This is a genomic window from Croceibacterium mercuriale (genome assembly GCF_000802385.1).
GTDB classification, from domain to species: domain Bacteria; phylum Pseudomonadota; class Alphaproteobacteria; order Sphingomonadales; family Sphingomonadaceae; genus Croceibacterium; species Croceibacterium mercuriale.
In genome coordinates this window covers 1,585,680-1,606,202 of sequence record NZ_JTDN01000001.1, presented here as the reverse complement: position 1 = coordinate 1,606,202, position 20,523 = coordinate 1,585,680, and the positions used below count along the sequence as shown (strand labels likewise).

Annotated in this window: 21 protein-coding genes; 13 read left to right on the top strand and 8 right to left on the bottom strand. The window is 69.4% G+C overall.

All coding sequences use genetic code 11. The features are described from left to right. Window positions 1-30: 30 nt before the first annotated feature. Window positions 31-453 (top strand): nucleoside-diphosphate kinase, encoded by a 423-nt coding sequence (gene ndk, locus PK98_RS07410; RefSeq protein ID WP_039095438.1) that lies wholly within the window; start codon window positions 31-33, stop codon window positions 451-453. Here ndk and PK98_RS07405 read toward each other — a convergent pair. The 3 genes from PK98_RS07405 to purM are packed head-to-tail and all read right to left on the bottom strand — an operon-like array spanning window position 428 to window position 3,722. Beyond that, a complete protein-coding gene (locus PK98_RS07405; RefSeq protein ID WP_052208180.1) occupies window positions 428-1,645 on the bottom strand; it encodes a sulfotransferase family protein in 1,218 nt (405 codons plus the stop codon). The two genes, ndk and PK98_RS07405, sit on opposite strands and share 26 nt — an antisense overlap. A 3-nt stretch (window positions 1,646-1,648) precedes the next feature. Further along, a complete protein-coding gene (purN, locus tag PK98_RS07400) occupies window positions 1,649-2,623 on the bottom strand; it encodes a phosphoribosylglycinamide formyltransferase (protein WP_039095431.1) in 975 nt (324 codons plus the stop codon). Further along, window positions 2,616-3,722: a phosphoribosylformylglycinamidine cyclo-ligase gene (gene purM / locus PK98_RS07395; protein WP_039095429.1), complete on the bottom strand. Its 1,107-nt coding sequence runs from the start codon at window positions 3,720-3,722 to the stop codon at window positions 2,616-2,618. The genes purN and purM overlap by 8 nt, the downstream gene beginning before the upstream one ends. Window positions 3,723-3,798: 76 nt before the next feature. On the opposite strand from purM, the gene PK98_RS07390 reads away from it, so the two are divergent. Genes PK98_RS07390 through PK98_RS15940 form a run of 5 tightly spaced genes read left to right on the top strand, consistent with a single transcriptional unit; the run spans window position 3,799 to window position 7,412 of the window. Beyond that, window positions 3,799-5,085, top strand: coding sequence for a heavy-metal-associated domain-containing protein (locus tag PK98_RS07390; RefSeq protein ID WP_235425424.1), 1,287 nt, complete (start codon window positions 3,799-3,801; stop codon window positions 5,083-5,085). A gap of 9 nt (window positions 5,086-5,094) precedes the next feature. Next, the gene (locus tag PK98_RS07385) at window positions 5,095-5,718 is read left to right on the top strand and encodes an HdaA/DnaA family protein (protein WP_039095425.1); all 624 of its coding nucleotides are present in this window, start codon (window positions 5,095-5,097) and stop codon (window positions 5,716-5,718) included. Window positions 5,719-5,760: 42 nt separating this feature from the next. Next, entirely contained in the window at window positions 5,761-6,495 is a 735-nt protein-coding gene (gene epsC / locus PK98_RS07380; protein ID WP_039095423.1) for a serine O-acetyltransferase EpsC, read from the top strand. Then, complete coding sequence (locus PK98_RS07375) at window positions 6,495-6,857, top strand: DUF2794 domain-containing protein (protein ID WP_039095421.1); 363 nt, start codon at window positions 6,495-6,497, stop codon at window positions 6,855-6,857. The genes epsC and PK98_RS07375 overlap by 1 nt, the downstream gene beginning before the upstream one ends. A gap of 54 nt (window positions 6,858-6,911) precedes the next feature. Then, window positions 6,912-7,412 (top strand): DUF1440 domain-containing protein, encoded by a 501-nt coding sequence (locus tag PK98_RS15940; RefSeq protein ID WP_052208178.1) that lies wholly within the window; start codon window positions 6,912-6,914, stop codon window positions 7,410-7,412. 22 nt (window positions 7,413-7,434) lie between these two features. Here PK98_RS15940 and paoC read toward each other — a convergent pair whose 3' ends face one another. The 5 genes from paoC to PK98_RS07345 all read right to left on the bottom strand — a co-directional run bounded on the left by paoC (window position 7,435) and on the right by PK98_RS07345 (window position 13,533). Further along, window positions 7,435-9,654: an aldehyde oxidoreductase molybdenum-binding subunit PaoC gene (gene paoC, locus PK98_RS07365; protein ID WP_039095419.1), complete on the bottom strand. Its 2,220-nt coding sequence runs from the start codon at window positions 9,652-9,654 to the stop codon at window positions 7,435-7,437. A 5-nt stretch (window positions 9,655-9,659) separates the two neighbouring features. Further along, a complete protein-coding gene (locus PK98_RS07360; protein ID WP_039095417.1) occupies window positions 9,660-10,613 on the bottom strand; it encodes an FAD binding domain-containing protein in 954 nt (317 codons plus the stop codon). A gap of 3 nt (window positions 10,614-10,616) precedes the next feature. Beyond that, window positions 10,617-11,237: an aldehyde dehydrogenase iron-sulfur subunit PaoA gene (gene paoA / locus PK98_RS07355; protein WP_039095415.1), complete on the bottom strand. Its 621-nt coding sequence runs from the start codon at window positions 11,235-11,237 to the stop codon at window positions 10,617-10,619. Window positions 11,238-11,322: 85 nt separating this feature from the next. Further along, a complete protein-coding gene (locus tag PK98_RS07350; protein WP_052208176.1) occupies window positions 11,323-12,384 on the bottom strand; it encodes an FUSC family protein in 1,062 nt (353 codons plus the stop codon). A 123-nt stretch (window positions 12,385-12,507) separates the two neighbouring features. Then, window positions 12,508-13,533 carry a flagellin N-terminal helical domain-containing protein gene (locus PK98_RS07345; protein ID WP_039095413.1) on the bottom strand — a complete coding sequence of 342 codons (1,026 nt, stop codon included), beginning with the start codon at window positions 13,531-13,533 and terminating at the stop codon, window positions 12,508-12,510. 231 nt (window positions 13,534-13,764) lie between these two features. Here PK98_RS07345 and PK98_RS07340 point away from each other — a divergent pair, with 231 nt between their 5' ends. The 7 genes from PK98_RS07340 to PK98_RS07310 are packed head-to-tail and all read left to right on the top strand — an operon-like array spanning window position 13,765 to window position 20,510. After that, a complete protein-coding gene (locus tag PK98_RS07340) occupies window positions 13,765-15,027 on the top strand; it encodes a sigma-54 interaction domain-containing protein (RefSeq protein ID WP_039095411.1) in 1,263 nt (420 codons plus the stop codon). Then, window positions 15,024-15,419 (top strand): flagellar hook-basal body complex protein FliE, encoded by a 396-nt coding sequence (fliE, locus tag PK98_RS07335; RefSeq protein ID WP_039095410.1) that lies wholly within the window; start codon window positions 15,024-15,026, stop codon window positions 15,417-15,419. Before PK98_RS07340 ends, fliE begins: the two co-directional genes overlap by 4 nt. Before the next feature lie 3 nt (window positions 15,420-15,422). After that, entirely contained in the window at window positions 15,423-17,123 is a 1,701-nt protein-coding gene (gene fliF / locus PK98_RS07330) for a flagellar basal-body MS-ring/collar protein FliF (RefSeq protein ID WP_039095409.1), read from the top strand. Then, complete coding sequence (locus tag PK98_RS07325; RefSeq protein ID WP_039095407.1) at window positions 17,123-18,145, top strand: flagellar motor switch protein FliG; 1,023 nt, start codon at window positions 17,123-17,125, stop codon at window positions 18,143-18,145. Before fliF ends, PK98_RS07325 begins: the two co-directional genes overlap by 1 nt. Then, window positions 18,138-18,746, top strand: coding sequence for a FliH/SctL family protein (locus tag PK98_RS17490; RefSeq protein WP_039095405.1), 609 nt, complete (start codon window positions 18,138-18,140; stop codon window positions 18,744-18,746). Before PK98_RS07325 ends, PK98_RS17490 begins: the two co-directional genes overlap by 8 nt. Beyond that, on the top strand, window positions 18,740-20,074 hold the full coding sequence (locus PK98_RS07315) for a FliI/YscN family ATPase (protein ID WP_039095402.1): 1,335 nt from the start codon (window positions 18,740-18,742) through the stop codon (window positions 20,072-20,074). Before PK98_RS17490 ends, PK98_RS07315 begins: the two co-directional genes overlap by 7 nt. Next, entirely contained in the window at window positions 20,067-20,510 is a 444-nt protein-coding gene (locus PK98_RS07310; protein ID WP_039095400.1) for a hypothetical protein, read from the top strand. The genes PK98_RS07315 and PK98_RS07310 overlap by 8 nt, the downstream gene beginning before the upstream one ends. Window positions 20,511-20,523: the final 13 nt, after the last annotated feature.

The window sequence follows — 20,523 nt, the reverse complement described above, 5'->3', positions numbered from 1 at the left end:
GCAACTTCTTACCTCTGCAAGGATAGCACAATGGCGGTCACCCGCACTTTCTCGATCATCAAGCCCGATGCCACCCGCCGCAACCTGACCGGCGGCGTCACCAAGATGCTGGAGGATGCCGGCCTGCGCGTCGTCGCGTCCAAGCGTATCCAGATGACCCGCGAACAGGCCGAGGGCTTCTATGCCGTGCATAGCGAGCGGCCGTTCTTCAACGACCTGGTCACCTTCATGATCAGCGGCCCGGTTGTCGTGCAGGTGCTGGAAGGCGAGGACGCCGTTCTCACCAACCGCACCGTGATGGGCGCCACCAACCCGGACAATGCCGACGAAGGCACCATCCGCAAGACCTATGCCGAGAGCATCGAGGCCAACAGCGTGCACGGGTCCGACAGCGACGAGAACGCCGCGATCGAGATCGAGTACTTCTTCAAGCCCGAAGAGATCGTCGGCTGAAGCTGCGATAGGCGGCCTTGTGGGCATGGTGGGGCTGGCGCGCGGCGCGGCCCTGCTCCGCCCGCATGGCCGCCAGTGCCGCCGGGGTGAGCGGCAGGCCAAGCGCCTGATAGGCGCGGCCGATCTCCCCCTCCCAATCCAGATCCAGCCCGGCGAAGTCGACCTCCGCCAGTGGCCCGGCGAAGCCGGTCAGCGCCTCCGCCATGCGGCTCTCGCGCAGGGCCACCTTGCGCCGGCACTCCGCCTCGATACAGCCCAGCTCTGCGGAAGCCGATTGCAGCGCGCGCTGATTGGCGACCAGCGACACGGCACTGGCGACCACATCCTCTTCCGCCCGGCGGGCCACCACCACCCGCGCCTGCGGGAAGCGGGCGAGCAGCGCGGGCAGGTCTTCCGCGAACTGCGGGACCTTCAGCACCCGCGTACGGTCCGCATTGCCGCGTATGGCGGCATCAGTTGCCAGCAGGCGGGCGAACTCGGCATAGACCGGCTCCGGGTCGCGCGCTTCCGACCACAGGCTGTAGCCGGGGATGCGCCACTGCGCCTCGTACGCGCAATGATCCAGCGCCGTGGCGAGCCAGCCCAGCTCCTCGTCAGGGCGGGTGGCGCCGAAGGGATGGATGGTATCCAGCCAGGGGTCCAGCCGCCGGGCGAAGGCAAGCGACAGGCCCGACCAGAGCGGGCGCAGGTCAGGCCGGCCGGAGCGGGGCGGCACCGGGTGCCAGCTGTCGCAGAACCGGGTGGCGGCATGGGCGGGATCGGCGGCCAGCAGGCGATGGACCCGTGTGGTTCCCCCACGCATATGGCCGACCACGATAATCGGCGGCGCCAGCGGGGTGACCGGCAGCTCCGGTCGATCAAGCCACAGCGCACCCAGCTGCAACCGCTGGCGCAGCACGCGCACCAGTTGCCCATGGGCAATGGTGCGGCCCAGATTGGTTAGGTCCGCCTCTTCCACCAGCGCGGCACAGAGCCGTTCCAAGCGGGCGCGGAAGTCGGCCACCTCCGCTGCATTGCGGCCCCCCGCCTCTCCGGCAGGTGGTGCCTGCTGCAGCGCCTTGGCCCAGAGCTGCGCCGGATCGAGCGAGGGGCGCTGGCACAGGCCGGCAGACCACAGGCGACCAAGCAGCCGGTCCAGCCTGCCGACCAGCGGCCCGCGGGCGAGAAGGTGAGGGCGCGGACGGCGGCTCATCGGTCAGAACTGGTCGGCAACGGACTGCAATCGGGTCAGCCGCGCCGGCGCGACGCTGCGCCAGCTGCGTTCCAGCCATTGCGCCACATGCGCCCAGTCCACGCCCGGCCGGTTCAGGATGATCCCGACCCAGCCGGCAGCGCCATAATAGGCGGGGCGAAAATAGACGTCCGGGTCACGCTCCACCAGCGCAGCCAGCTCGTCCGGCCCGTCGGTCTTCACCAGCAGCGCCAGATGCGCGCTGCCGTGATGGTGGTGATCGAAATAGGCGAAGAACTTGCCGCTCTTGCCGCCGGTGCGCCAGCCGATCGCGCCATGGCTGTCACGCTCCTCCGCCTCCGGCAGCTCCATGGCAAGAGCCCGCAGCTCCGCGATGACCCAGTCGGCCCGCAGGTGCCGACCCACATAATCGGAGAAGATGCGCGGCAGCAGTTGGTATTCGGCCAGTCGCACGCGATAAGACAGGCTGTCGGGCGTGTCGTTCGGCAGGATGGCGACAGGCATCTGCCCCAGCACCGGGCCGTCATCCAATTCCGCCGTCACCACATGCACCGAACATCCGCCATAGGCATCGCCGGCGGCGATGGCGCGGGCGTGGGTGTCGAGCCCCTTGTACTTCGGCAGCAGGGACGGGTGCGTGTTGACCATCCGCCCGGCCCAGCCTTCCACGAAGCGTGGCGTCAGGATTCGCATATAGCCGCACAGTGCCAGGTAATCCGCGCCCGATGCCCGCAACGCGGCATCCATTGCCGCGTCATGGTCGGCGCGGCTCATGCCCCGGTGCGGCAGGGCAAAGGTCGCGATCCCTTCCGCGGCGGCGATGGCCAGGCCCGGCGCATCCGGCACATTGCTGCCCACCAGCACCAGCTCGTATGGGCAATCGGGCAGGCGGCTGTGGAACAGCAGCGCGGACATGGTGGTGCCGTTGCCCGAAAGCAGCGCGGCGACCTTTACCTTCGGCCTGTCCGGCTCAGGCAAGGTGCTGCGCCTGCCAGTCGCCGCGTCCGCCCCAGGTCTCTGTGGAGCCGCGCACGGTGCAGCCGCGCTGGCCCTCCACGATCTCGCCAATGCGGCTGACCGCCTCGCCGGCTGCCTCCAGCTCCGCGGCGACCTCGTGCGCCAGTTCGGCGGGCACGGCCAGGACCATGCCGATGCCGCAATTGAAGGTGCGCGCCATCTCGCCGGGCTCGATATTGCCCTGCGCCTGCAGGAACGCCATCAGCCGCGGCTGCTCCCACGCATCGGCCTCGATCATCGCGTGGGCGCCTTCCGGCAGCACGCGCGGCACGTTTTCCAGCAGACCGCCCCCGGTGATATGCGCCAGCGCATCGACCTTGCCGCCGCGGATCACCGGCAGCAGGCTGCGCACATAGATGCGGGTCGGCGCCATCAGCGCATCGATCAGCCGCACTTCCTGGTCGAACAGGGCCGGAGCCTTGAGCCGCCAGCCGAGATCTGCGGCCAGCCGGCGGACCAGCGAGTATCCGTTGGAATGGACGCCCGAGCTGGCGAGGCCCAGCAGCACATGGCCGGGCGCCACGCGCGCGCCCGTCAGCTGCTCGCCCCGCTCCACCGCGCCCACGCAGAACCCGGCCAGATCGTAATCGCCGGCGGCATACATGCCCGGCATCTCCGCCGTTTCGCCGCCGATCAGCGCGCAGCCGGCCATCCGGCACCCGTCGGCAATACCGGCGATCACCCGCTCGGCCACGCCGTTGTCCAGCGTGCCGGTGGCGAAGTAGTCGAGGAAGAACAGCGGTTCCGCACCCTGCACGATCAGATCGTTGGCGCACATGGCGACCAGGTCGATGCCGACGGTGTCATGCGCGTCGTGATCGATCGCCAGCTTCAGCTTGGTGCCGACGCCATCGTTGGCGGCGACCAGCAGCGGATCGGAATAGCCGGCCGCCTTCGGATCGAAGAAGCCGCCGAAACCGCCGATCTCCGCATCGGCGCCGGGCCGGCGGGTGGCGCGCACCAGCGGACCGATCGCCTTGACCAGCGCATTGCCGGCCTCGATCGAAACGCCGGCGCCGGCATAGGTGTAGCTCGCGGGAGGGGTCGTGTTGTCGGCCATGGGCCAACCCCATAATCTTTCGCGCTTGGATTTCCACTCGCCATTGGGCACAAGGCCGGCGATTTCCCCGATGGCCATGCTCACCCCCTCCTTTCCGCCGCTCCGTCTGACGGCCTTGCGGCCCGCCGCAGGGGCGGTGCTGCTCGCGGCCATGCTGGCCGGCGGTGCCGCGCTGGTGGCGCAGGTCGCGGGGGAGCGCGGCATCACGCCCGTCGCCGCCACCACCGATATCGAGGTGCGCGGGATTCAGGTGAACACCACCGGCGACAGCGCGGAAGAAGCCCGCCGGGCCGGCTGGGCGGAGGCGCAGCGGCTGGCCTGGGCCAAGATCGGCGGGCCGAAGCTGCCCGATTCGCAGCTGGACGGGCTGGTGACCGCCATTATCGTGGGTCAGGAACAGATCGGCCCCCGTCGCTACATCGCCACGCTGGGCGTGGTATTCGACCGGGCGCGCGCCGGCGGGTTGCTGGGCGGCGGCGGGGCGCGGGCACGCAGCGCACCGATGCTGGTGCTGCCTGTGCTTGTGACCGGCGGCACGCAGACCATGTTCGAGGTGCGCAACCCGTGGCAACGCGCCTGGGCGGAGTATCAGACCGGTGCCAGCGCGGTGGATTATGTGCGGCCAAGCGGCGCGGGCTGGCAGTCCCTGATGCTGACCGCAGGTCAACCATCGCGCCGCAGCCGCGCCTGGTGGAACGAGGTGCTCGACCAGTTCGGCGCCGCCGACGTGGTGACGCCGGTGGCTGAACTGACCTACCTGTATCCGGGTGGGCCGGTAGAAGGGCGCTTCACCGCCCGCCACGGCCCGGAAAACCAGGTGCTGGGCACCTTCACCTTGCGTGCCAATGGCAGCGCGCAGCTGCCGGCCATGCTGGCGCAGGCGGTGGAGCGCTTCGACGAGATCTTCACCCGCGCACTCGCCAGCGGAGAGCTGCGGCCCGACCCGACCCTGACGCTGGACGAGATCCAGCTGAGCCCGGAGGTGCGCGCCCTGATCGCCGCAGCCCGGCAATCGGAGCTGGCCGACGCTGCGCGCGCAGCGGAACTGGCGCCGCCGTCCGTGCCCAGTCCGGTGCCGGTAACCCCGCCGACGCCTGTTCCGGGAACGGAGGCACCGGCGACGGCGACAGGCAGCTTCACCGTGCAGGTCGGCACACCCGATCCGGCCGCGATCGACGCGGCGCTTGGCTCCGTCCGGGGCACACCCGGCGTGCGGCAGGTGCAGACACCCTCCATCGCGATTGGCGGCACGTCGGTGCTGCAGGTGAGCTATGCGGGTGATCTGTCGGCCCTGGCCGCCGCCCTGCGCGCGCGTGGCTGGACCGTGACCGAAGGGTCCAACGCCCTCGCCATCACGCGCTAGCGCCGCCAGATGGTGGCCACGATCGCCCGCCAGATCGCGCTGCCGCTGGCACAGGGCGCGGGCGCGGCGGCGCGGATCGTGACCGGTGACGCGAATGCCCAGGCAATCGCCGCGCTGTGCAATCCCGCCGCCTGGCCCTATCGCACCGCTGTGCTGACCGGGCCGCCGCGATCGGGCAAGTCGCTGCTGGCACGGTGGTTCGCGGAAGGTGGCCGGGGTGAGGCGATCGACGACGCCCCGCTGCTGGCGGAAGATGCGCTGTTCCATCGCTGGAACAGCGCGCAACAGAGCGGTACGCCGTTGCTGATCGTGGGCGGGGCGCAGGCATGGCGCATCACATTGCCCGACCTCCGCTCCCGCCTGGGCGCGGCCATGCAGCTGCCCATCGGCCAGCCGGGTGACACCATGGCGGCAGAGCTGCTGCTGGCTCATGCGGAGCAGCGCGGTCTGCTGCTGGGGCCGGATGCGGCCGATTATCTGGTGCCGCGCGCCGGCCGGTCCTTCGCCTTGCTGGAGCAGCTGGCGGCCGAGATTGACCGGCTGAGCCTTGAACGCAAGGCGCCGGCCACCCAAACTGTATGGCGCGCCGCGCTGGAGGCGGTAATGGGTCCTGCCGAACCGCGGCTGCTATGACGCAGCCAGGCGCCTCCGGCACGATGCGATAACGAGGGTCTGATGTTCGAGCGGCTGACCGCCTACCTGGATTCGATCCGCGCGCGCGACCCGGCACCCCGGTCGCGTTGGGAGATATTGCTGTACCCGGGTGTCTGGGCGCTCGGGCTGCACCGGGTGGCGCACTGGCTGTTCACCGGGCAGCTGTTCTTCCTGGCGCGGCTGGTCAATCATCTGAGCCGCTGGCTGACCGCGATCGACATCCATCCGGGTGCGCGGATCGGGCGCAATTTCTTCATCGATCACGGCTTCACCGTGATCGGCGAAACGGCGGAGATCGGCGACAACGTCACCATCTATCAATGCGTCACGCTGGGCGGCAGCAATCCGACCAACGGCCTGGCCGGCAAGCGGCATCCGACGCTGGAAGATGGCGTGATCATCGGGTCCGGTGCGCAGATCATCGGCCCCATCACGGTGGGCCGCCGCGCCCGGGTCGGGGCCAATGCCGTCGTGCTGGACGACGTGCCGGAAGGCGCGACCATGATCGGGCTGAAGGCGCGCAGCACGCTGGTCCCGGCGGAAACCTGGCTGCGCGAGTTCATCCCCTACGGGACGCCGTGCCGCGACGGGCAGGATTGCGAGGAGGTGCGGCCTGACCGCGCCGAGACGCTCGAACTGCAGATCGCTGAATTGCGGGCAGAAGTTGCCCTGCTCAGGGCAGAGCGCCAGCAGCCCGAGCCGCCGACACCGCCGGTCACGCGCCGGGTACGGGCGGTCCGCAAGGCGGAAGGTTGATGGCGGCAGAGGGCAATGGCATCATCGCCTTTCCCGGCGGCGGCGTGCCCCCGCGCGGCGGTGCGCAGCAGGTCGGGTTCGATCGCGCGGAGCTGACCCGCATCCTGGACCTGTATGGCCGCATGGTCGCGGCTGGCGAGTGGCGCGACTACGCGATGGGCTTCACCCGCGATTGCGCCAGCTTCTCCGCCTTCCGCCGGGCGGCCGAGAACCCGCAGATGCGGCTGGAGAAGCGCCCGGCGCTGCGCGGCAAGCAGGGCATGTGGGCGCTGTTCGGTGAACACGGGCAGGTGCTGAAGCGCGGGCATGAACTGCCTGGCGTCCTTGCCGTGCTGGAACGCCGGCTGGTCAAGCTGGTCTGATCGGAACCGGCCTCGGCCCCTGCCCATTGAGGCGAGAGGCAAGGAGGACCGTTGATGACGATCGACAAGGATAGCGCAGTCACCGACATGCTGGCGGGCGTGGCCGGTGGTCTCGCCGCCACGGCGGTGGTTGCCATCTTCATGCAGCTGTCCAGGCCGTTGGCGGGCATAGACCCTGCCGCTCCCGATGCGACGGGTGAACCGCGCATCGGATCGCCTGTCGCGGCCACGCGCGCCGTCGAGGAAGGACTGGGCCGGCCATTGCCGGACGATCGCCAGGAAGCCGCGACCGGACTGTTCCAGTTCGCCTTCGGCGCTGCCCTGGGAGCCGGTTATGGCTTGCTGGCGCGCCATGTCCCGTTGGCAAGCGCAGGGCGTGGCGCACTGTTCGGCGCCGGTGTCTTCGCCGTGGCGGACGAGGTGCTGGTGCCGGCGACCGGGCTGTCCGGCAAGCCGGCCGACAGCCCGCCGGTGGCGCATGCCAGCGCCTTGGCCGTGCACCTGATCTTCGGCCTGGTGGCGGACGGTGTCAGGCGCGCAGTGCTGCGCCGCTGACACCGTCCGCCCATGCGGCAGGTCAGGCGACCTGCGGCAGCTTCTCCAGGTGCTTGTCCAACGTGATCGGGTAGTCGCGCACCCGCACGCCGGTGGCGTTGTAGATCGCGTTGGCCACGGCTGCGCCCACGCCGCACAGGCCCAGCTCGCCCACGCCCTTGGCCTTCAGCGGGTTGGCCTTGTCGTCCGGATGGTCGAGGAAGATCACCTGCTGGTGCGGGATGTCGGCATGGACCGGTACCTCGTACCCGGCGAGGTCGTGATTGACGAACAGGCCGAAGCGCGTGTCCACCGCCAGTTCCTCCATCAGTGCGGACCCCACGCCCATGGTCATCCCGCCGATCACCTGGCTGCGCGCCGTCACCGGGTTCAGGATCCGCCCGGCCTCGCACACGGCCAGCATCCGGTGGACCCGGACCTCTCCGGTGTAGGAGTCGACCGCGACCTCGCAGAAATGTCCGGCAAAGGTCGATTGCTGGTATTGCTTGTCCAGGTCGCCGAATTCGATCCTGTCCTCCGCCATCAGCTCGCCAGCGTCCGACAGGCGAGCGGACCGGTTGCCGGCGCGCACCTCGCCGTCGGTGAAGTCGGCCGTTGTCGGATCCATTCCCAGCTTCTCCGCAATGGCAGTGCGCAGCTTCACGCATGCGGCGTAGACGCCGGAGGTGGAGTTGGCCGCGCCCCACTGGCCGCCGCTGCCGGCGCTGGCAGGATCGTCGCTGTCGCCCAGGCGCACGGTCACCCGGTCGAGCGGCAGGCCCATCATCTCCGCCGCGGTCTGCGCCAGGATGGTGTAGGTGCCGGTGCCAATATCCGTCATGTCGGTTTCCACCACCAGCGATCCGTCGCGCTGCAGCCGGACCCGCGCGGCCGACTTGGTCGCCATGGAATTGCGGAACCCGGTGGCCATGCCCATGCCGACCAGCCAGCGCCCGTCGCGCACCTGTGCCGGCTTGGGGTTGCGTCGGTTCCAGCCGAACTCCTCCGCCCCGCGGCGCAGGCATTCCACCAGATGGCGTTCGGAGAAGGGCCGTTCCGGCTTCTCCGGATCGACCTGCGTGTCGTTAACGATGCGCAGTTCCACCGGGTCCATGCCCAGCTTTTCCGCCAGTTCGTCCATTGCCATCTCCAGCACCATCAGGCCGGGCGCTTCGCCCGGTGCCCGCATGGCATTGCCTTCGGGCAGGTCGTTGACCGCCAGCTTCATGAAGATTTCGCGATTGGGCGCGGCATAAAGCAGGCGGCTCTGCTGCGTGGCGACTTCCACGTCGCCGCCGGGCAGATTGCCGCTGGTGCTGGAATGATGAAACGCGGTCAGCCGGCCATCGGGCGTGGCACCCAGCTTGACCTGCTGGATCGTCGCCGGGCGATGGCTGGTGTTGTTCGCCACCAGCGGCCGCTGCATCGCGATCCGCACCGGACGACCGACCTTCTTCGCGCCCAGTGCTGCCAGCACGGCATCCGCCCGCACCCACAGCTTCGCACCGAACCCGCCGCCGATGAAGGGCGAGTCGAGCCGCACGTTCTCCGGCTTCATGCCCAGCATCTTGGCCAGTGAGCCCTTGGACCAGGCGATCATCTGGTTGGAGGTCCATACCGTAAGCTTCTCGCCTTCCCACGCGGCGATGGAGGCGAAGGGCTCCATCATCGCATGGCTTTCGTCGGCCGTGGTGTAGGTCGCGTCGACCGTGACAGGCGCCTCCGCGAAGGCGCCGGCGAAATCGCCGACCTCCACCTTGAACGGCTCGCCCTTCAGCTTGCCGCTCTCGTCCGCGACACGGGCCTGCGGGGCCAGCGTGGCAAGATCGAACCGGCCGTCGGCGCGGTCATAATCGACGCGGATCATGTTGGCCGCGGCGCGTGCCTGCTCGAACGTCTCGGCCATGACGACAGCGATCGCCTGATGGTAATGGCGGATTTCCGCGCCGCCGAAGATGTTGGCAACGATGCCCTGGCCGGGGGGCAGCAGCTCCTGCTCCAGCGTGGTGACGATGCCCAGCACGCCGGGCGCGCGGGCGGCCTCCTGCGTGTCCATGCTGGCGACGCGACCCTTGGCGATGCCGGCACCCAGGATGTAGCCATAGCTCTGGTTCGGCACGACGCCATGGTTCGGTCCGTGGCGTTCATGGGCATAGGGCGCGGTGCCGGTGGTCTTCAGCGGGCCGTCGATCCGGCTGGTCGGCTGGCCAATGATCTTCTGCCGGTCGATCGGGTTGGTGCCCGCGGCTTGTTCGAACTTCATTTGGACTATCCCTTGGCTTCGGCCAGCACGCCGGCAAGCGCGCGGGTGGCGAGCGGCAGCTTGAAACGGTTGTGCTCGGTCGGACGGGCATCGGCAAAGACCTGCGCGGTCACCGCTGCGGCGCCCTGCGGCAGCGCGGCCTCCGCCGCCTCCACCCGCCACGGCTTGTGCGCCACGCCGCCGAAGGCGACCCGGCCGGTGCCGTCCGGCTGGATCACCGCCGCAACCGATACCAGCGCATAGGCGTAGGACGCCCGGTCGCGCACCTTCTGGTAGAAGTGCTTGCCACCCAAGGGCCGGGGCAGGGTGACCGCGGTGATCAGCTCTCCATGCGCCAGCACATTGTCCCTCTCCGGCTCGTCGCCGGGCAGGCGATGGAATTCGGCAAAGGGAATGGCGCGGGTGGTGCCGTCCGGCTGCACCGTCTCCACTGTTGCGTCCAGAACGCGCATGGCAATGGCCATGTCACCTGGATAGGTGGCGATGCACTTGTCGCTGCTGCCGATCACGGCAAGCTGGCGGGAGTAACCTTCCAACGCGGCGCAGCCGCTGCCGGGGTTGCGCTTGTTGCAGGGCAGGTTGGGGTCGTAGAAATAGGGGCACCGGGTCCGCTGCAGCAGATTGCCTGCGGTGGTGGCCTTGTTGCGCAGCTGGCCCGATGCGCCGGCCACGATGGCGCGGGTCAGCACGCCATAGTCGCGCCGTACCCGCTCGTTGGCGGCGAGCGTGGTGTTGGTCACCAGCGCGCCGATCCGCAGACCGCCATCCTCCGCCTGCTCGATCGTGCCGAGGCCTTCGATGTCCTGCACATCCACCAGATGGGCGGGGCGTTCGATCTCCAGCTTCATCAGGTCGAGCAGGTTCGTGCCGCCGGCCAGGAACTTGGCGCCGGGGTTGCCGGCGACAGCGGCGGCAGCTTCGGCCGCGGTGGCGACGCGCTGATAGGTAAAGGGGCGCATGGTTCAGGCTCCCGCCACTTCGGTGATGGCGTCCACGATGTTGCTGTAGGCGCCGCAGCGGCAGATGTTGCCACTCATCCGCTCGCGCAATTCCGCCGCGCTGAAGGCGGGGGCGGCGGTGATGTCATCCTGCACGTGACTGGGGATGCCCGCGCGGATCTCCGCCAGCGTGGCCACGGCCGAACAGATCTGCCCGGGGGTGCAGTAACCGCACTGGTATCCGTCATGCTTCACGAAAGCCGCCTGCATCGGATGCAGGTTATCCGGCGTGCCCAGCCCTTCGATGGTGGTGATCTCGTCACCCTGATGCTGGACGGCGAGCGACAGGCAGGAATTGATCCGCGTACCGTTGACCATCACCGTGCAGGCACCGCACTGGCCATGGTCGCAGCCCTTCTTGCTGCCGGTCAGTTCCAGATGTTCGCGCAGCGCATCCAGCAGGGTGACCCGCGTGTCGAGGGTGAGCTCCGCTTCCTTGCCGTTGACGGTGAAGGACACCGGCATGGTCGGCGGTGTCGCCGCCCCGCCGGAACTGCCCTGCGCCTGCACCCCTGGCGCCTGCGTCAGAGCCACGGCTGCACCGCTGCCTGCCAGCATGCTGCGCCGTGTTGTATTGAAAGCCATTCCATGTCGCCCCTTGCGTGCCGTATCCTGGTTTGCTGCCACAACGGTCCAGGCACCAGCCCGTGCCTATCGCAAGCCATTCGCGTCAGTGCCGCGCCGCGCGCCGCGCCAGGGTGCCTTGCAGCGCGACCCCGGCGACCCCGATCGCCGCGCCCAGCAAGGTGTCGACCAGCCGGGCGAGCAGCAGCGCCGGCACATTCGTGGCGCCCTCTCCGACCGACAGTTGCGGCGTTTCGGCCAGCAGGATGGCCATGGGCGTGATGAACGCCACGGCGAGCGCATAATGACGCACCACCAGCATCTCCACCGCGAACAGCAGTGCCATGATTGCGATCGCCGCCTGCCATGGCACATGGATGACCGACAACAGCGGCACTGCCAGGATCAGCCCGGCGCCGGTGCCGGTCACACGATGGATCTTGCGCTGCCAGGCATGTGCGACTGAGGCGCCGCTCATGATGGTGACCGTGCTGATCGCCACCCAGTACGGGCGCGAGAGCCCCAGCACCGCGGCCAGCACCAGCGCGACGGCCACCATCATACCGTGGACGGCGGCGTCGCGCCAGATTGCGGACCACCGCTCCCCCAGCGGCTGCACCGGCAGGCGCGCGCGGCGCCGTCCGATATAGATCGAATAGATGGCCGCGACCGCCACGGCGAACAGGCACCCGGTGGCGAGCGCCGCCAGCTGCGACAGCGCCCGCGCCGGTGCCAGCGGGCCGGCCGCGGCGGCGATAGCGGCGGGCATGACCAGGAACAGGCTGCCGGGCGGACTGCGCTGCAGGCTGCGGCACAGAGCCGTCGCCGCGGAGGCAAGCAGCCCGAGCCCGGCAATCGCCAGCACGCCCCGTCCGGCCAGCCACAGGCCGGCGGCGTAGCAGGCGATCATTGCCAGGCCGAAGATCGCCACGATCCTCAACCTGTGCAGCAGCGGGGTGCGCGGCAGATAGAGCAGCGCCATCGCGCCCAGTGATCCGGCCAGCCCTTCGCCGACCAGCCCGGCGGCGCTGCCGGCGAGCAGCGGCACGCCCGCCGCGATCATGCAGGCGAAGGCCAGTTCCCACGGACGGTCGCTCGGCTGGAGCGTGCGCAGGGATCGCAGCGGCGCAAGCAGCGCAGCGGTTCCGGTCGGGCGGGTCGCGGACATGCCCGGCCTCTCGCCGCCAAAGCGGCGCGGCTGTCAAGCATGTGGCGCACACGGAAAGGCCCGCACCGATTGCGCGGTGCGGGCCTCCTTTGCCCCCGTAGGAAGGGTGGGCGAAGGTGTGTTTTAGCGCAGCAGCGACAGCACGTTCTGCTGGCTCTGGTTCGCCTGGCTCAGCATCGCGGTCGAGGCCTGGCTCAGGATCTGCGCCTTGGCGAGAGCGGTCGTCTCGGCCGAATAGTCGGTATCCTCGATCCGGCTGCGGGCGTCGGACAGGTTGGTGACGCCGGCGGTCAGGTTGTTGACCACCGATTCCAGGCGGCTCTGGCCGGCACCCAGGCTGGCGCGGGTTTCGGCAACCGTGTCCAGCGCGGTGTCGATGGTGGCCAAGGCGCCCTGCGAGCTGGCCGCCGTCAGCACGGACACGCCGCCCGCCACGTCGGTATCACCATCGGCGATGTAGAAGGTGTCGTCCTCTTCCAGCGTCACGACGGTGCCGATGTCGGCCGCTTCGACCGCAGCGCCGCCCATGGTCGCACCGAAGGCGACGTCCTCGGCCGTGACGGTGCGGTCCGCGCCGATCAGGGCGTGCCCGGCAACCAGGGCGTTGGACAGGCTGCCCGGCGTGCCGAGCGTGGCGGTGCCGTGCACGGCCACCAGGTTCAGCTGGGAAACCTTCAGCACCACCTGATCGGTGGATCCCGCGCCGACCTGGATCTGGATGTTGTTGTCGGCAGTGGAATCAAACAGGTCAACACCGTTGAACTGGGTGCCGGTGATGTCGACCAGCTGCTTCTGCAGCTCGGTGACTTCGGCCTGCATGTTTTCACGATCCTTGGTCTGGTAGGTACCCGAGGAGCCTTGGACGGACAGCTCGCGCATGCGCTGCAGGATGTTCGTGACTTCGTTCAGCGCGCCTTCGGCAGTCTGCGCCAGGCTGATGCCGTCATTGGCGTTACGGATGGACTGGCTCATGCCGCGGATGCTGGCGGTCATGCTGGTGGCGATGCCGAGACCGGCGGCATCGTCCTTTGCGCTGTTGATGCGCTTGCCGGTGGACAGGCGCTCCATCGCCGTGCCGAGCATCTTGTCGGCAGCGGTGGAAGCGTTCGCGGCCTTCATGGACGAAATGTTGGTGTTGATGACAGCCATCGTAGCAAACTCCTTGGCGGTAAACCTGCGGTAAGTGCTGCCATCACGATCCCAAAAGCGTGGCAGTCATGGGCTAGACCGGATCGGGCCAGCGTTTTTTAAGCCGGATAATGTCCCGCCGGCCGGAACTTTCGGGCAGCTACGGGAAAACCGCAGGCCTGAAATTAAGGTCGTTTTGGCCGTCCCGGGCGCAAGACTCGGCCCAGGAAGGGTCAAGGTGAAGGTCGGGTCATGAGCGTTATCGCGACGACAAGGATATTCGATGCGACGCATGCCGCATTGGCGGCGCGGCTGGCGGGGGTGGCGCCATCGCTGTTCCCCGGCCGGCCGGTGCTGCTGGCCGATGCCGGCGAACGCAGCGTGGGCGAGCAGCCCGGCGTCTCGGTCCAGCGGGCGGAGCGGCCGGGCATCGAACTGGCGGGCGTCTCCGCCCGGCTCAGCTATGCCGATGCCCGCTCGCCCGCCAGCCTGGCCGCGCTGATCGCACTGCTGTGCGCCCGGCGTTCGCCGGTGGCGGCCGATCCGGCATCGCTGTCGGTGCTGGCCCTGGCCGACCGGATCGCGCGGGCCGACATCCCGGTGCTGATCGCCGGTCCCACCGGCACCGGCAAGGAGGTGATCAGCCGCTTCATTCACGACCGCTCGACCCGCGCCGACCAGCCCTTCGTGGCGGTCAACTGCGCGGCGATCCCGGAAACCATGCTGGAGGCGTTGCTGTTCGGTCACCAGAAGGGTGCGTTCACCGGCGCCGCGACCGCGGGCGAAGGCTTCTTCCGCGCGGCCGATGGCGGCACGCTGCTGCTGGACGAGATCGCGGAGATGCCGCTTGCGCTGCAGGCCAAGCTGTTGCGGGCGTTGCAGGAAGGCGAGGTGGTGCCGGTCGGCGCCACACGGCCGATCAAGGTCGACGTGCGGATCATCGCCTGCGCCAACCGGGACCTGCCGCTCGAGGTGGAGGAGGGCCGGTTCCGCGCCGACCTGTATTACAGGCTCAACGTATTCCCGATGGCTCTGGCGGCCTTGTGCGAACGCCCGGCCGACATTGCGCCGCTCGCCTTCTCCATGGTGCTGCGCCACGCCACGAAGGGGCGGCCTGTGCCATGGATCAGTGACGCGGCACTCGCCTTGCTGGAAGGGCATGGCTGGCCCGGCAACATCCGCGAACTCGAGAACGTCATCCGTCGCGCCCTCGTTCTGGCCGGAACGGAGCGGGAGATCGACACGCAGCATATCATCTTCGACCGGCCCGCCCGGCTTGTCGCCCGGGCGGAGCCGGTGTCCGCCCACATCGGCGCGCCGGTGGAGCCGGTTGCCGCCAGCAAGCTGGCCGGCATCGTGCAACTGTCCGAAGCACGCGCCATCATGGCCACGCTGGATGCCTGTGGCGGCCGCCGGACGGAGGCGGCGCGGCAGCTGGGTATTTCCGAACGGACGCTGCGCTACCGCCTGGCATCCTACCGCGATGCCGGCCTGTCGAACGCAGGTGCCCGATGAGCGGCATCAGCGCGATCGGCGCCAATCCCGGCACCGTGCAGCAGATCATGCAGATGCGCGCCGAACTGATCGACCGGTCGGCATTGCTGCGCGAACTGCACAGCGCCCGGCCGCAGGGTGTGCAGGGCGTGTCGGGTACTACGCCCGGCGCAGCGCCGGTGCAGCCGGCGAGCACCAGCTTTGCCGCCACGCTCGAAAGTGCGCTGGACGGCGTCAACGCCACGCAGGTGCGATCGAACCAGGTCACCGAGGCCTACGAGCGCGGCGAGGTCACCGACATCGCCGCCGTGATGCTGGCGCGGCAGGAATCGGGCGTCGCCTTCGAGGCGACGCTGCAGGTGCGCAACAAATTGCTGAACGCGTACCAGGAAATCATGCGGATGGGGGTTTGATAGATGGCCGAGCTCGTTACCTCTCCGCCCGCTTCCACCGGCATCGCACCTCCGGCCACCAGCCTGCTGGGCCCGCTGCGCGACCCGCTCGGCGGTTCGCTGCCCCGCCGGCTGTCCGCCTTCGTGGCGCAACCGCCGGTCAGGAAGGCGCTGCCCTGGTTTGCCGGCGTGGCCGGCGCGGGCGTGCTGGCGCTGACCTGGGCCGCGATGGCACCGGCCCCGCAGCGTGTGCTCTATTCGTCGCTGGATGATGCGGACCGGGCGTCCGTCGTGGCCGCACTGGATACCAGCGGCATCGGTTATGCCATCGACAATGCCACCGGCACGCTGACGGTGGCGGAGGACGATCTGTACCGCGCCCGCATGCTGGTGGCCCAGGATGGCGCCCTTGCGACGCCCGAAAGCGGCACGCAGATGCTGGATTCTCTCCCGATGGGAGCCAGCCGCACACTGGAAGGGGACCGCCTGCGCGCCGCGCGCGAACGCGAACTGACGCTGACCATCGCGGAGATCGACGGGGTGGAATCCGTCCGCGTCCACCTGGCGGAGGCGGACCGGTCCGTCTTCGTGCGAGAGAACATCCCGCCCTCCGCATCCGTCATGGTGCGCATGGCACGCGGGCGGCAGCTCTCGGCCTCGCAGGTAACCGCCATCGCCAACCTCGTCGCCGCATCGGTGCCTGGCCTGTCGATCGACGCGGTGCGGATCGCCGATCAGCAGGGCAAGCTGCTGAGCCAGCCCGATGCCGACAATCCGGACCGGCTGGACCTGCAATCGCGCATGGAAGCCAAGCTGCGGGGACAGGTGGAACAGCTGCTGGTCCCAATCGTGGGCACCGGCAACTTCTCGTCGGAGATCCAAGTCCGCCTGAACATGGATGAGACGACTTCCGCGCGTGAAAGTTACGATCGAGACGGCGCATTGCGGCGCGAGACACAGCAGCAGTCGCAAGGCGGTGGGCCGGCGATGGGCGTTCCCGGCGTGCTGTCGAATACGCCGCCACCCGACGCGCAGGCGGTGAACGAGGCGCCGGCCGGCAACACGCCGCAGACCCCGCAGGTGGAGGAAAGCAGCTCCACCCGGCAGTATGAGCTGGGGCGCGAGGTGGCGGTGTCCAACAGCACGCCCGGAACGCTGGAGCGGCTGTCCGTCGCCGTGGCGCTGAACCGGGAGGCAATGGCGGGCATGAAGCCGGCCGATACGCAGGCGCTGGAGCGGCTGATCGGTGCCGCTGTCGGTGCCGACACGCAGCGGGGCGACACCGTGGCGGTGATCGTGCGCCCGTTCACCACACCGGTCGAGGAAGCCGTCGGCTTCTGGGAGCAGCCCTGGTTCGCCACCGTACTGCGCAATGTCGTGGCGCTCATCGCGGTGCTGCTGGTCCTGCTGCTGGCGGTGCGCCCGCTGGTGCGGTCACTCGTTGGCGAGAAGCCGAAGAGGGCCAGGAACAAGAACAAGCTGGTCACGGCGGGCAATGATGAAGATGACGAGATGCCGAACGGAGCGGCGCCGGGCCGGCACGGTACCGCCGCGCTGGATGGGCCGGACGCTCTCCCGCAGCTGCCCGACCTGATGCCCGCCGACGACCCGCGGCGCCTGGCCGCGCAGATGGAGCTGGCGCGCCAGATCGTGCGCGACAAGCCTGACGACGCGCTGCTGGCGCTGCGCCGGATGATCAACCAGCCCCGGGCGGAGGCCGCGTGATGAGCGAGGTGATGGAACCAGCCCTGGCCAGCGGGGCCGACCAGGCCGCCGTCATGGTCATGCTGCTGAGCGAGGAAGACGCCACCGGCCTGATCGGACGCCTGTCACAGAACGAGCTGCGTACCCTTGGCGGGCGGATGCTGGAACTGGGCGAGATCGGCCCCGATGCCATCGTCGACGCGATCGGCGCCTTCGCCATCCAGGCTGGACAACAGGGCATCCCCGCCTGGAACCGGGTGGCGGATGTACGCCAGCTGCTGACCGGCGCACTGGGCGATCTGCGTGCCGGCAGCCTGATGCGGCAGGTGGCACCCGACGCGTTGCCGCCGCCCACGCCCGCGCTGGAGATCGCCCGCTGGCTGGAGCCGGACGTGCTGGTGCCGCTGATCGTGGAGGAGCCGCCGCAGGTCATCGCCGTGCTGCTGGTGCAGCTGGATGCCCCGGTCGCCGCCAAGGTGCTGGCCGAGCTGCCGGATACGCTGCAGGTGGCGGTGGTTCACCGGATCGCGCGACTGGGCAATGTGCCGGCGCCCGCGATCCAGCTGCTGGAGGAGACCCTCTCCATCCGGCTGGAACGGATCCATGGCGTTCCGGCGCACCGCATGGGCGGCGTGCGTGACGCTGCGGGCATCATCAACAGCGCGGCCCGCAGCCTGGAACGCCGCGTGATGCCGGGCATCACCAAGGTCGATAAGCAGCTGGCGAAGGATCTGGAAAACGAGCTGTTCCGCTTCGAGCATCTGTTCGTGCTGGATGCCAAGATGATGGGCACGCTGCTGCGCGAGGTGGAAAGCGAAGTGCTGATAGACGCGCTGAAGGGCCTGGAGGAAGGCCAGCGCGACGTCTTCTTCGCCGCCATGTCCAGCCGTGCCGCCGATGGCGTGCGCGACGAGATCGAGGAGCGTGGCCGCCTGAAGAAGGCCGATGTGGAGGAAGCGCAGAAGAAGATCATCGCCACCGCCAAGCGCCTGGCCGCGGACGGCACGATCGTCCTGGGGGACGGGGAGGAGGATTATGTCTAGCCTGCCGCTGCTGGCCACCTCGGGCGGGTTCCGGCCCGTCCGCACCGCTGCCGGCTTCGCCGTCGATCGCCGCTTCGCGCTGATCGGCGTCGAGCCTGTGCCGGCGCCGCTGCCCCCGGCCGAGCCGGAGATCGACCTGGAAGAGGCGGCATTCGAGGCCGGCCGGGCGCAGGGCCGGCTGGAGGCGCTGGAGGCCGCGCGCCGCGAGGAAGCCGATCGTGACGCCGCGCGCGGGCAGATCGAGCTCGCCTTCGCCCGCATGAACCAGGAGGCGTTGCAGGAGCTGCGCGATCGCCTGCGCCAGACGGTGCTGGCCCTGTGCGAGGACGCGATCGCGCCGCTCGCCATCGATGCCGATGGCCTGGTGCTGCGGGTGGAGCGTGCCGCCGCCATGCTGCGGCGCGCGCAGGACGAGAAGCGCGTGCTGCTGCACCCGGCCGATTTCGACCTGGTGGCGGCGCGCCTGCCGGCCGGGCTGGACTGCGCGCCCGATCCCGGCATCGAGCGGGGCGGGTTGCGGATCGAGACCGCCGATGGCGGTGTAGAGGATGGGCCCGGCCAGTGGCGCCGCATTTTGGCCGAGGCGTTCCGCGAATGCTGAAGGAACTGGACCGCGTGCTGGACGATCTGTCCGTCACCCCGCTGAACTGCGCCCCGCGCCGCTTCGGCCGGATCACCGCCTGCGACGGTGGCCTGATCGAGGCGAGCGGGCTGACGGTGCCGATCGGCGGCTTGTGCCGGATCGATGCCGGCCGCTCCGGTGGGCCAGAGCTGATGGCGGAGGTCATCGGCTTCCGTAACGGGCGCACACTGATGATGTTGCTGGGCGATGCCGTTCTGCTGCGCCCGGGCCTGGTGGTGCGGCCGGAGGGACGGCCCGGCATGGTGCCGGTCGGACCGGAATTCCTGGGCCGAGCCGTCGATGCGATGGGCCAGCCGATCGATGGCGGACCGCCGATCCGCGCGCTGGCGGACTGGCCTGCCAATGGCCGCCGCACCGGCGCGCTGGACCGCGCCAGCGTGCGCGTGCCGTTCGACACCGGCATACGCGCGCTCAATGCCCTGACCACGTTCGGCGTCGGTCAGCGCGTCGGCATCATGGCGGGATCGGGCGTGGGCAAGTCGGTGCTGATCGACATGATCGCACGCTGGGCCGTGGCGGACGTGGTGGTGGTCGGCCTGATCGGTGAGCGGGCGCGCGAAGTGTCCGACTTCGTCGGCCGTCACATGCAGGGTGACGCCGCCCGCCGCACCTGCGTGGTCGCGGTGCCGGCCGACCATGCGGCTAATGTGCGGCTGCGCGGCGCGCTGCTGGCGACATCTCTGGCGGAGCATTTCCGCAGCGCAGGGCTGAAGGTCCTGCTGATCCAGGACAGCCTGACCCGCATCGCACATGCTGCGCGGGAGATCGGAATCCTACTCGGGGAGCCAGGCGCCGCCCGCGGCTATCCACCCTCGGCGCTCAACACGATCGGCAAGCTGGTGGAACGCGCCGGCAATTCGGCGGCGAGCGGGGGATCGATCACCGGCCTGTACACCGTGCTGGCCGATGGCGACGACCAGAACGACCCGGTGGTTGATACCGCGCGCTCCATCCTGGATGGGCATATCGTGCTGTCACGTGACCTGGCGCAACGCGGGCAATATCCTGCGATCGACATCGGTGCCTCGCTCAGCCGCGTGATGACGGACATCGTGCCGCCGCAACAGGCCATACAGGCGCGCCGGTTCCGCGCGCTGGTGTCCGCTTATGAAAGCAACCGCGACCTTGTGCTGATGGGCGCCTATCGCGCCGGCGCGGACCCCCTGCTGGACCGCGGCATCGCACTGGCCCCGGCCCTGAGCGCCTTCCTGTCCCAGGAGATGGGCGAGTGCGTACCGCTGCCTGCGGCGGCGCAGCAGCTGGCGACGCTGATCGGCCATGAATAGAGCGCGGCTGCGGCGGGCGCTGCTGATCGAACGTCTCCGGTCCGCAGAGTATCGCCGCGCCGCCGCCGACGCGCAGGCCGCGCAGGCGGTACGCGACAAGCTGGAAGGTCTATCGGAACGCACGCGCACGCTGGCGGGCGTCTACGCGCTGCGCGACACCGCGCAGGACGGCGCGGATCTTGCCGCCGCGGCCATGCTGAGCGCGCATCTGTGCCAGATCGGCCGCAATGCGCGCGCGCAGGCCGACAATGCCCGCGCAGAGGCCGAGATCCGCTTCGCCGAGCTGGCCCGGGCGGACCGTCGGCGGCAGCGTTCGGCGGAAGATCGCCGCGACATGGCCGCCTTGCTGCTGGCGGAGCGGGAGCGGCGCGAGGCGGGGGTGCCCGTTCGCAGCATGGCGCCATCAGGGTCCGAGGCTGGCACGCTTCTTGATTAAGGCGTCCTGCATG

Coding starts and splice junctions, on each gene's coding strand:
- ndk (WP_039095438.1), top strand. CDS start 31: ATGGCGGTCACCCGCACTTTCTCGATCATCAAGCCCGATGCCACCCGC.
- PK98_RS07310 (WP_039095400.1), top strand. CDS start 20,067: ATGAATAGAGCGCGGCTGCGGCGGGCGCTGCTGATCGAACGTCTCCGG.
- PK98_RS15940 (WP_052208178.1), top strand. CDS start 6,912: ATGACGATCGACAAGGATAGCGCAGTCACCGACATGCTGGCGGGCGTG.
- fliF (WP_039095409.1), top strand. CDS start 15,423: ATGGCCGAGCTCGTTACCTCTCCGCCCGCTTCCACCGGCATCGCACCT.
- PK98_RS07390 (WP_235425424.1), top strand. CDS start 3,799: ATGCTCACCCCCTCCTTTCCGCCGCTCCGTCTGACGGCCTTGCGGCCC.
- purM (WP_039095429.1), bottom strand. CDS start 3,722: ATGGCCGACAACACGACCCCTCCCGCGAGCTACACCTATGCCGGCGCC.
- PK98_RS07405 (WP_052208180.1), bottom strand. CDS start 1,645: ATGAGCCGCCGTCCGCGCCCTCACCTTCTCGCCCGCGGGCCGCTGGTC.
- PK98_RS07385 (WP_039095425.1), top strand. CDS start 5,095: ATGGTGGCCACGATCGCCCGCCAGATCGCGCTGCCGCTGGCACAGGGC.
- PK98_RS07360 (WP_039095417.1), bottom strand. CDS start 10,613: ATGCGCCCCTTTACCTATCAGCGCGTCGCCACCGCGGCCGAAGCTGCC.
- PK98_RS17490 (WP_039095405.1), top strand. CDS start 18,138: ATGTCTAGCCTGCCGCTGCTGGCCACCTCGGGCGGGTTCCGGCCCGTC.
- PK98_RS07350 (WP_052208176.1), bottom strand. CDS start 12,384: ATGTCCGCGACCCGCCCGACCGGAACCGCTGCGCTGCTTGCGCCGCTG.
- epsC (WP_039095423.1), top strand. CDS start 5,761: ATGTTCGAGCGGCTGACCGCCTACCTGGATTCGATCCGCGCGCGCGAC.
- PK98_RS07345 (WP_039095413.1), bottom strand. CDS start 13,533: ATGGCTGTCATCAACACCAACATTTCGTCCATGAAGGCCGCGAACGCT.
- PK98_RS07315 (WP_039095402.1), top strand. CDS start 18,740: ATGCTGAAGGAACTGGACCGCGTGCTGGACGATCTGTCCGTCACCCCG.
- PK98_RS07325 (WP_039095407.1), top strand. CDS start 17,123: ATGAGCGAGGTGATGGAACCAGCCCTGGCCAGCGGGGCCGACCAGGCC.
- PK98_RS07375 (WP_039095421.1), top strand. CDS start 6,495: ATGGCGGCAGAGGGCAATGGCATCATCGCCTTTCCCGGCGGCGGCGTG.
- fliE (WP_039095410.1), top strand. CDS start 15,024: ATGAGCGGCATCAGCGCGATCGGCGCCAATCCCGGCACCGTGCAGCAG.
- PK98_RS07340 (WP_039095411.1), top strand. CDS start 13,765: ATGAGCGTTATCGCGACGACAAGGATATTCGATGCGACGCATGCCGCA.
- paoC (WP_039095419.1), bottom strand. CDS start 9,654: ATGAAGTTCGAACAAGCCGCGGGCACCAACCCGATCGACCGGCAGAAG.
- paoA (WP_039095415.1), bottom strand. CDS start 11,237: ATGGCTTTCAATACAACACGGCGCAGCATGCTGGCAGGCAGCGGTGCA.